The organism is Bradyrhizobium sp. Mp27, from assembly GCF_029953005.1.
In the GTDB taxonomy this organism is placed as follows: Bacteria; Pseudomonadota; Alphaproteobacteria; order Rhizobiales; family Xanthobacteraceae; genus Bradyrhizobium; species Bradyrhizobium barranii.
In genome coordinates this window covers 25759-31758 of record NZ_JASAUS010000106.1, presented here as the reverse complement: position 1 = coordinate 31758, position 6000 = coordinate 25759, and the positions used below count along the sequence as shown (strand labels likewise).

Genomic DNA, 6000 nt, shown 5'->3' with positions numbered 1-6000 from the left:
CCGTTGCGCGTGATCCACGCCGTGCTTTGCTTGCCGAGCTTGGCCGGGCCCCCGTTCTCGATCGTGGCGAGCGCCTTGCTGTAAGATTGCAAGCGCTCCGGGCTCGCGGGGTGGCGGGTAGGGGCGGTCGTTGTCCCGCCACGGGAGTCGACCGCCCCCTCAGCCTGCCGGTCGGCTGGCTGGCCGCTGCCGTCACGGGTGGTCGCTCCGGACAGCAGATCAGGTTGGGGCGAGCCCTCGGGGTGGGAGGTGCTCGCCCCGGCATCGGCGGGGGCTGGAGGAGCCGATGCCTGTCGGGTTGTTTCGTTGGCCGGCGCTGCCCCGGCCTGGCTGTCCTGCTGCACAGCTGCAGATCGATTCTCGGTCGACGAGGTGCCATCCGCACGCGGATCTCCCTTGTCGGTATTGCCGTTTACTTCATTCGATTGACCTCCGGTGCTGATGGAATCGTTGGCGCCGGCGCCGCCATTCTTCACGAGGGGATTGCGGTCGGGATCAGCCTCTGTAGGCTTCTCCTTCGCAAACATCTCCTCAACGGTGGCTTCGCCATTCTTGATTGAAGCAAACATACCGCGAAGGGTAGCGATATGGTCGACTTTGATATCGCCTTCGCCGTCGACGTCGAGTACGTCGAAGATCTGTTCAGCGGTAACGCCGAATGCGGCGAACGCCGCGATCGCCTTCTCGCGGTTTTGTGCGAGCGTCGCTGTGGTGCCGGCGACGATAGCGCGTGCTTCCTGATAGGCCTTGCGATAGACGCCACGTGGAATGCCGGCAAGAATCGCGTTACGTTTTGCAATCGCGGCTGCGGCATTGCCGGTCACCGTGATCATGTCGTTGGAAAAGACGCGTCCGGTCGAGGTCAAGATGTTGCGACGGATCGTAGCTTCCGACGCCATGTTGGTTTCAAGGTCATGGAAGACGCCCAGCGCCTCAACCCATCCTTCCTTGCGATTGACGGTGATGACGCGCGCCTTGATGCGATTGTTGCCCCAACACTGTGCCGCGATCTCGGCGAGCCGGATGCTCGGGCCTTCTATCGGCTTATTCTCGGTTTCCGCTTCGGCTTCGTTCTGTGGACCGCCTCTGCGCTGCTGCTTCTTTCTGCGCACCAAGGCGTAAAGGCACTCCGCCGCGGTTTCTTCATCCAACGTGGCCAGCGTAACGATGCTGTCGATCGCTTTGTGGATGCTCCGCGGGAACGCTTTGGCCGTCGCGATCTGGCTATCGATCTCGGCTTTGAGGATGGTCGGCAGCGTTGTGTCGACAAGATTTGCCGGCACCATCTCGCGCTTGTCGAGTTGCTCGGCTTCCGACGGTGGGATGACTTGCTGGTTCATTTGCGGTCCTCAGTTCAAAGGAAGGCGTAAGGGCTGAAGTCGGTATCGCCCCAGAGCTGGGCCGGGACTTCGCGCACCCATTCGGCATCGGGCCCGAAGGTCTCCGTGAACTGGCGGTACTCGCCGATGGCGCGCTCGACATCGACGACTGCCTGGCGAAAGATCATGCTGGTGAGATCAAACTCGCCGACGACGGATTGCGGGGCGCCGTTGGCCTTGATCATGACCCAGACCCATTTCATCGCGTCGTCGGAGCCTGGCTGCTTCTCCGCTAGTGCCAGTGCCTTGAAGACCTCCTCGAGGAATTCAGGCCGATAGGTGCAATTGAAGACCTTGCCCTCGGCAAAAAGCCTCGCTGCGGCGCGCAGCGCCTTGATGTAGGCGCCTGCCTGAAGGTCGTACCGCACGCGGCTGACCGCCTTCTTAGCGGCCTCGATCAGATTCTCGCGGTAGAAAGGCCGGAACGATTTCAAGTCGACGACGGCGTGGGAAAGCAAATGGTCGATGCGCGCCTTCAGGCGGACGCCGTTCTCGGTATAGAAGATGCTGACTTCGCTGGCGCCGGCAACAAACGTGCCGTCCTTCATTACCGGGGCGATCTTTTTCGACCGCTGCATCCAGCGGACCGCCTTCTCAATTTGGTTGAGCGCGGTCCGCGGCAGAATTTCTTTACCAACATTGTCGGCCGCAAACTTCGCCACGATCTCGTCCCAGATCACGGCTTCCTTGTCGACCGCGCGAATGTTGGCGATCGCCTCTTCCTTCTTAGTGCCGGGCTTGATGCCGATCGTTTTGCAATGGCGCTGCAAGTCGGACATCGTGACCAAGGCCCCCTTGTAGTCGGCCACTTCGGGCGCGATCGCGAACCGCTCCGCGAGCGAGAGCCGCCCTTCTAAGGCGCGGCAATGGATTGCATGGCCCCATTTGAGCGCCATGCTTTCCTTCTCTTCGCCCGGGTTGAGCTGGTCGTCCTGGTACTCGACAGGATCGAGGACGAGTTCCTTCAGCGAGCTCGACCCCAGCGCTTTATCGGCGTGGTAGGCCACCTCGGAGAGGCCAAAATAGATGCCATCCTCATGACGGACGGTGTCGTTGCTGCGCGGGGCTGAGACGAGGGCATTCATTTCGGCGTTCCAGATTGAAGGGGGAATTGCCGTGCGAGCGCTAAACCCGCACGGCGGTGTCGGTCGAACGATCAGGAGGTCGGCGGAGTCGCGTCGGGTGCAGTGATCGTCGGGGCGTCGATCGACGGCAGGGTGGCGTCCGGCTGGGCATCGACAACCGGCGTGACGGGGCCCGGAGCCGGAACGGTGGTCGCACCCGGGACCGCGGCGGTCAGAGCGGCGGCATCCGATGCCATCTTGCCGGTGATGGCCTGAATGTTCGCGATCGCGGTTGCGATGGTCGGATTGCCGCTGGAGTTATCGGCGATGATCTGGAGAGCGGGCTGGATCGCGGCGTCGAGCGCAGCAAAGCCAATGGTCAGCGCCTGGACGGCACTGTCGAGATCTTGGGCCTGGGACATCAGTTCCTCTTCGTTACCAAGGGCTCGCTTCATCATGTTGCGCAACTCCAGCGCCCAGGGAGGAGCCCGATCCCAGGGTGTTGAAGGTCGTGGTCGGAAGGCGGCGAAGAAATCGAACATGCCGGTTCACTCCGCTGCTTACGCGACTGGCTTCGCGACGCGACCGTCTTCGATGACAACCGCGGTCGGTCGATCTGACTGGACCGTTTCGGCGATGATCATCAGGTTCTGTTGTTCCGCGAGGTCGACGAGCGCCTTCCAGGAATCCTTGTCGAGGAGCGCGGCATTCTTCGTCGTGATGAAGCGGAGCCGCGGCTGTAGCGCGACCCCGATCGCGATGGCGAGATTGAGCTTCTGCGCCTGGCTGGCTTGGGCGAGGGGGTGCCCGTCGAGCAGGATGGCGCCGTCGCCGAACGAGATGCCAGCAACCGGCATCTTGGCCTCGGCAACCGCCTTCTCCTTGGCCGCAGTGCGGTCTGCCATCACCTTGGTCAACTCGTCGGCCCGCTTCTCCAGGGTCGCGGCTTCGGAGTCCAGACGGGTCCGGTCCGCACGGGCGCGCTCCGCGACATCGAAGCGAGCATTGGCATCGCGGGCGGCATTGATGCGGGCCGTAAGATCAGCGGTGTCGACCGGGACCGGGCAGTCGCCGGCTTCGGCGATCTCGAGCCTAAGATCCGCGGCCTCCGCATCCGTCTGATCAGCGAGCACTTCGAGAGTAGCAATCTCTTTCCGGAGCTCTTCGATCCGCTTTCGGTTAGCCTCCGCCGCGGCGTCGGCAGCCTCAGCGCGCACCTTCTTGGCGGCGAGGCCCGAGCGAAAACGCTCCGCGGCGGCGTTCGCCTCGCCGGCGGCGGCGAGCTCGGCAACAAGCTTGCCCTCGTCTTGGCGCTCGGTCGGCGCGTCGGGATCGATCCGAATCCCGTCGGCTTGCACCCGCTTGGCCTTGGCGTCGCGGTTGACGTCGGTCCGGGTCTTGAAATCGTCGTCGTTAGCCTTGGCGATTTTGTCGAAGTCGACGCCGGCGACGAATTGCTTGAGCAGGTCGAACTGCTCTTGCGGTTTCATCGCGATGAAGTCGAGTGGGTCACAGCTCAGGGCACCGATGAAGCCGTTGAGGATCTTCTGCGGGTTCGTGAACCGCTTCCCGTCGGCTCCCTCGATCGTCAGGCTGGTGGCGAAGCCCTTTTCGTTGTCGGCCCGCACGATTTTACGGGCAACGCGATACTGCGTGCCGGCATCATCGCCGAGGTCGAGCACGATGCGGCCGACCTCGGCGCCGTCGTGGATCGGATCGGTTGGGATCAGCCTCTCGCCGCCGAGAGCCATCCAGATGGCTTCGATGACTGAGCTCTTCCCCTGACGATTCCGCCCAGTGAGTTCGACCACCTTGCCGTCGGGGCGGACGCGGACGGCGACCACTCGAAGGATGTTCTCGACGTCGAGGCTGAGGATGCGGAGCGGCTGGTCGTCGGTCATTTTGCGGTCCTACTGCGCGGCTTGGCGGATGAAGTCGTTTGACGGCGGCATCGTGCGATGCGCGATTGGCGGCGGATCCTGCGGAAGGTCTGTGCCGTCGGGCTTGTCGGCATCGAGTTCGCGGACTTGGCGCGGCGCCGCCGGCGCGACCGGGCGGATTGCCTCCAGTTCCCGCGCGAGGCCGGCCAGGCGCTCGCTCGTCGAACCTGGCTCCGCCGCGAGTTTCAGAGCCGCCGGCTGCGCCGCGGAGGCGCGTTCGCGCACAGTGCCGTCGCCGCGCACCGTGGCGTCGACGCGCTGGCGGACTGCAGCCATGCCGTTCTCGGCATCCTGGGCGCGGTCGGCGATCAGTTGGATCTGCGCCTCGAGAAAGGCATTCCGATCCAGGAGAAGCTTGTTGTCCGCGAGCGCGGAATTGAGATCACCCTGAAGGTCGTCACGACGCATATTCGAGGTGTCGAGCAGGGACGTCGTGGTGGCGAGCTCGTTCTCGGCCGCGCGCAACGCCTCAACGTCCGCGGCCCATGCGGTCGCAAATTCCGTCATGGCGCCGGCGAGCCGGGTCAGCGTCTCGGGACTCATTACGGGCCGGTGCTGGTCAGCCATCGAGCGAACCTCAAAGGTGCTGGGCCGTGGCCGTGACCACGGTGAAGATGAAGGCGACCGTCACGAAGAAGGTCGCGGTTTCGCGGAGGAGGGACGTCATGTCGGCTGGCGCTCCCGGAACATGAAGGCGGCGCCGACAAGCGCACCCCACACCAAGCCGAGGACGAGCCCCATGCCGAAGCCTTCAAGGCTGTCGCCGCGCAGAAGCAGCCCCGCGATCACGGCAGTTTGGACAACGATGATCGCGGTGCGCTTCATGGCGGGCTACTTGCGCTTGGTCTTGGTGTGGCGAGCGATGACCTTCTTCATCTCGGCCAGACCGATGTGAAGGATCGCGTCCTCGACACATCCAACGAAGTGCCGCTGCAATGCGGACGGCGCGACCGTCTGTGCGGCCGGTGGTTTCCTACGCACGCTCATGTTTCACCTCCTCGGTTGTGACCAGGCCCGCTCAGCGCGAAACCCAGTCGTTGTTGATGCCGGCAAGCTTTGCGTCGAGCGCGGACTCGCGCGCGAGGTCGTCGTCGTTCTCGCGGCGCATATCGCAGGATGCGGGATCCGCCAGGATCGCTTCGACGATGCGGAGATAGGCCTCGCGCTCCGCCGCCGGCGCAGCCTCGATCTCGGTGCGCGATGCGAACATCAGGCTGACGCCAAGCGGGCGCACGTATGGTTCGGACATGCGAGATCCTTGGAAGGGGAGGCGGCAGGAGCCGGGAGCCGCAGCCACCCCGCTGGTCCCCGCTGTCCAGGCGCGGCGGCCGAAGCCCCGCGTGCAGACCGAGGAGCTCGCTGCCTGTCCGCGGCGAGCGCGCGCCGGCCGCAGCATCTGCACCGCAAGGCGGGCAGTATTCGAAATCCGGGCGACCGACCGGTCCTTTCTTGCACCACCAACGGCGGCCTGAGCACGTGTCTCAGATCGCGGTCGGCCCGCTCGTGTCACAGGTGGGTGTTGAACGCTGCCGTTCGGCTGCGAACCACTTTCCTCTCTGGCAGGGACGTCACGAGTGCGCGCGGGATTGCTCCCACTGCCGGTCGCCACGCGAGGGG

Annotated in this window: 8 protein-coding genes; all 8 read right to left on the bottom strand. The window is 64.3% G+C overall.

Translation table 11 applies throughout. The features are described from left to right. Positions 1–1340: hypothetical protein (locus QJT78_RS36100; protein WP_281460447.1), on the bottom strand; the 1340-nt coding region annotated here is incomplete at its 3' end. A 14-nt stretch (positions 1341–1354) separates the two neighbouring features. Beyond that, on the bottom strand, positions 1355–2464 hold the full coding sequence (locus QJT78_RS36095; protein ID WP_281460446.1) for a PD-(D/E)XK nuclease-like domain-containing protein: 1110 nt from the start codon (positions 2462–2464) through the stop codon (positions 1355–1357). Between the two features lie 71 nt (positions 2465–2535). Then, positions 2536–2985, bottom strand: a complete 450-nt coding sequence (locus QJT78_RS36090) for a hypothetical protein (RefSeq protein WP_152621567.1) — start codon at positions 2983–2985, stop codon at positions 2536–2538. An 18-nt stretch (positions 2986–3003) separates the two neighbouring features. After that, the gene (locus QJT78_RS36085; protein WP_281460445.1) at positions 3004–4344 is read right to left on the bottom strand and encodes an ATP-binding protein; all 1341 of its coding nucleotides are present in this window, start codon (positions 4342–4344) and stop codon (positions 3004–3006) included. A gap of 9 nt (positions 4345–4353) precedes the next feature. Next, on the bottom strand, positions 4354–4950 hold the full coding sequence (locus QJT78_RS36080) for a hypothetical protein (protein ID WP_152621568.1): 597 nt from the start codon (positions 4948–4950) through the stop codon (positions 4354–4356). A 96-nt stretch (positions 4951–5046) separates the two neighbouring features. After that, positions 5047–5208, bottom strand: a complete 162-nt coding sequence (locus tag QJT78_RS36075; RefSeq protein WP_157790129.1) for a hypothetical protein — start codon at positions 5206–5208, stop codon at positions 5047–5049. A gap of 6 nt (positions 5209–5214) precedes the next feature. After that, positions 5215–5370 (bottom strand): hypothetical protein, encoded by a 156-nt coding sequence (locus QJT78_RS36070; protein ID WP_212479083.1) that lies wholly within the window; start codon positions 5368–5370, stop codon positions 5215–5217. Positions 5371–5401: 31 nt separating this feature from the next. After that, the gene (locus QJT78_RS36065) at positions 5402–5632 is read right to left on the bottom strand and encodes a hypothetical protein (RefSeq protein ID WP_038944869.1); all 231 of its coding nucleotides are present in this window, start codon (positions 5630–5632) and stop codon (positions 5402–5404) included. Positions 5633–6000: the final 368 nt, after the last annotated feature.

Bases quoted from the DNA above. Each gene is read 5' to 3' on its own strand.
- QJT78_RS36095 (WP_281460446.1), bottom strand. From the start codon at position 2,464: ATGAATGCCCTCGTCTCAGCCCCGCGCAGCAACGACACCGTCCGTCAT.
- QJT78_RS36090 (WP_152621567.1), bottom strand. From the start codon at position 2,985: ATGTTCGATTTCTTCGCCGCCTTCCGACCACGACCTTCAACACCCTGG.
- QJT78_RS36085 (WP_281460445.1), bottom strand. From the start codon at position 4,344: ATGACCGACGACCAGCCGCTCCGCATCCTCAGCCTCGACGTCGAGAAC.
- QJT78_RS36080 (WP_152621568.1), bottom strand. From the start codon at position 4,950: ATGGCTGACCAGCACCGGCCCGTAATGAGTCCCGAGACGCTGACCCGG.
- QJT78_RS36075 (WP_157790129.1), bottom strand. From the start codon at position 5,208: ATGAAGCGCACCGCGATCATCGTTGTCCAAACTGCCGTGATCGCGGGG.
- QJT78_RS36070 (WP_212479083.1), bottom strand. From the start codon at position 5,370: ATGAGCGTGCGTAGGAAACCACCGGCCGCACAGACGGTCGCGCCGTCC.
- QJT78_RS36065 (WP_038944869.1), bottom strand. From the start codon at position 5,632: ATGTCCGAACCATACGTGCGCCCGCTTGGCGTCAGCCTGATGTTCGCA.